We start from the raw sequence: 2,103 nt of genomic DNA on the forward strand, positions 1-2,103 counted from the left end.
AGTACTACATAGATCCTCCGTTTTATAACAACATCGAAAAGCTTATCATAGACGGAGACGACGTAAAGATAGTATTTCGAGATAATTACCAAGTCAATAAAGAATCCAAAGACGCAAATAACCCCATGAGGTATATAGTATGGCATAACTATGTCGAAATGGCCGATATAGTCCTTGCTAGCAGGTATAGACCGAAACTAGACGATCATCCAAATACGTTTTTTCACGGACTAAGAGACGATTCTGATTTTATGCGATCTTTATATATCTCGCTAGATAGTCACCCGAACTACGAACCCATGCTAGAGCTTCTTTTAAAATACGACGTCGTAGGGCAACCTACTAAAGAGGAGCTAAAGAAGGCGTATGAGGAGTGCTACGATAACGTAAAATACTATACGAAAGAAAAAGAAAACTATATCTATAAAATGAATCAAGGCAGAGACGAAGAGGCCGAAGAAAAGATACAAAGAACCAATAATAAATACAAACATGCTCCTTACTGGCACATATATCAAGACGGTCTTTTACAATACAAACCAAAGCCGATAGACCCGAAAAAGATAGAAGAATTTGACAAAGATATAAATTTCTATAATCCGCATTGCCCCGATGAAAATGCTACGTTTAAAGACATTAGGGCTTTTATCAAATGGGCAAACGAAATGGAAAAGCAAGACGGGATCAAGAGCGCTATAGGTAGAGCCGAAAGTGGCATGGCTCAGGTGATTTACGTAGATAGCAACCGAAGTAAATCAGACTCAAACTCAAATTTACAAAGCAAATAGATAAAAGGAGATAAAATGTCAGGGGAAAAATTTGATAGAGCGGAGCTTGTCTAAAGCGGCGGAGGTCGCCGTCGGCGCGGGAGATTTGATTCCGCAGCTTAAGTAGCAAGGGGCGCCAACTAGAGGCGGCTTGCCGTCAAATTTAGCTTAACGGTCTAAGTTTAGCCTCGCTACGAGGCGCGGATAAATCCGCAAACGCCGCAACCGATCTAAAATTTAAGATCTGCAATTTACGATCTGCGCTCGGCTAATGCCCGAATCGTTTGGCTCGTCCGCGCGTAAATTTAAACCCCGCCTTTTAACTTTGCTCGGCACAAATTTAGCTTTATTTATCCGCGCTTTTGCTGGCTTTTTTAAATTCTAAAAACTCCTCGTAGCGGCGGTCGATGATCTCTTTGATCTCGGCGTAATTTTGCGGCGAATTTTCTATGTAAAAATAGGCGTTGTCGAAGTTTTTATCGCCGAATTTGCGCGCGACGAAATCGTCGTAATCTTGCAAATACCAGCCGTGCGTTTTGGCAAATTTCGTGCGGTCCGTGGTGTAGTAGGCCTTCGCAAAGGCCTTGCCCGCGGTGTTTAGCTCGTCGCTGCTTAGCACGCCATCCATGGCGCCCAAAAAATACTGACGATAATCAAAGCTATCGTCCATCCGCGCTATATCGTCCGCGAAATCTGCCGCAAAGTCCTTGGAGTAGAGCTTGCGCTCCATGCACCAGCGGAAGAAAAACGCGATGTGCGTCGCGCCGTTTTCCTGCGGGATATCGGTCGGCGCATTTTTCGCGCCCCAGTGCCATTTTGCCTTGTCGTAGGTTACGTAAGCCATTTTGCTCTCCTTTTTTGATCGGCGAAATTTATTAAATTAGCGCTAGAATTTTGCTTTGCCGTTAAAGCTCCCGCTTCGTCGCTAAAATTTCTAGCGCCGCAGCTTAAATTTTGCTCCACTTTCGACGCAGTTTTGCGGCAAATTTTATTAAATTTCCGCGAAATTTCGCATTAAATACCAAGGGAGCTTTTAAAATTCCGCGCCGAATTTCTCGCGGCTAAAAAGCCCCGCCGTAACCTGCGCACTTTTGCGCGGCGAGAAGTAGTGCACGAAGCTAGTGCAGGAGCCATCAGGCACGCATATTTCGGTGCTTAGTTTATGCCTTATGTGGATGGAGTCGATACCAGGGATTTTTACCGATGCGCTTGCGATGCCGCTGTATTCGCCAACCTCTATCGGCGCCTCTAGCTCATCCTTTTCAAATACTACGCGCCCGCTTTCCTCCTGTTCGAGCCTAGTGTTTTTCAGCACGATCCGCGGCACATTTTCGCG

Annotated in this window: 2 protein-coding genes and 1 pseudogene; 1 reads left to right on the plus strand and 2 read right to left on the minus strand. The window is 45.1% G+C overall.

The window, feature by feature from the left end:
* Positions 1–788: pseudogene (locus Q0338_RS03390) on the plus strand (ankyrin repeat domain-containing protein); the annotation flags it as partial.
* 325 nt (positions 789–1,113) lie between these two features.
* On the opposite strand, the gene Q0338_RS03395 reads toward Q0338_RS03390, so the two are convergent.
* Positions 1,114–1,611, minus strand: a complete 498-nt coding sequence (locus Q0338_RS03395) for a hypothetical protein (RefSeq protein WP_298085533.1) — start codon at positions 1,609–1,611, stop codon at positions 1,114–1,116.
* Positions 1,612–1,800: 189 nt separating this feature from the next.
* A partial coding sequence (locus tag Q0338_RS03400; protein ID WP_298085534.1) for a hypothetical protein occupies positions 1,801–2,103 on the minus strand: 303 nt, incomplete at its 5' end.

The sequence above is a fragment of the uncultured Campylobacter sp. genome (assembly GCF_938018145.1).
In the GTDB taxonomy this organism is placed as follows: Bacteria; Campylobacterota; Campylobacteria; order Campylobacterales; family Campylobacteraceae; genus Campylobacter_A.

Bases quoted from the DNA above. Each gene is read 5' to 3' on its own strand.
- Q0338_RS03395 (WP_298085533.1), bottom strand. From the start codon at position 1,611: ATGGCTTACGTAACCTACGACAAGGCAAAATGGCACTGGGGCGCGAAA.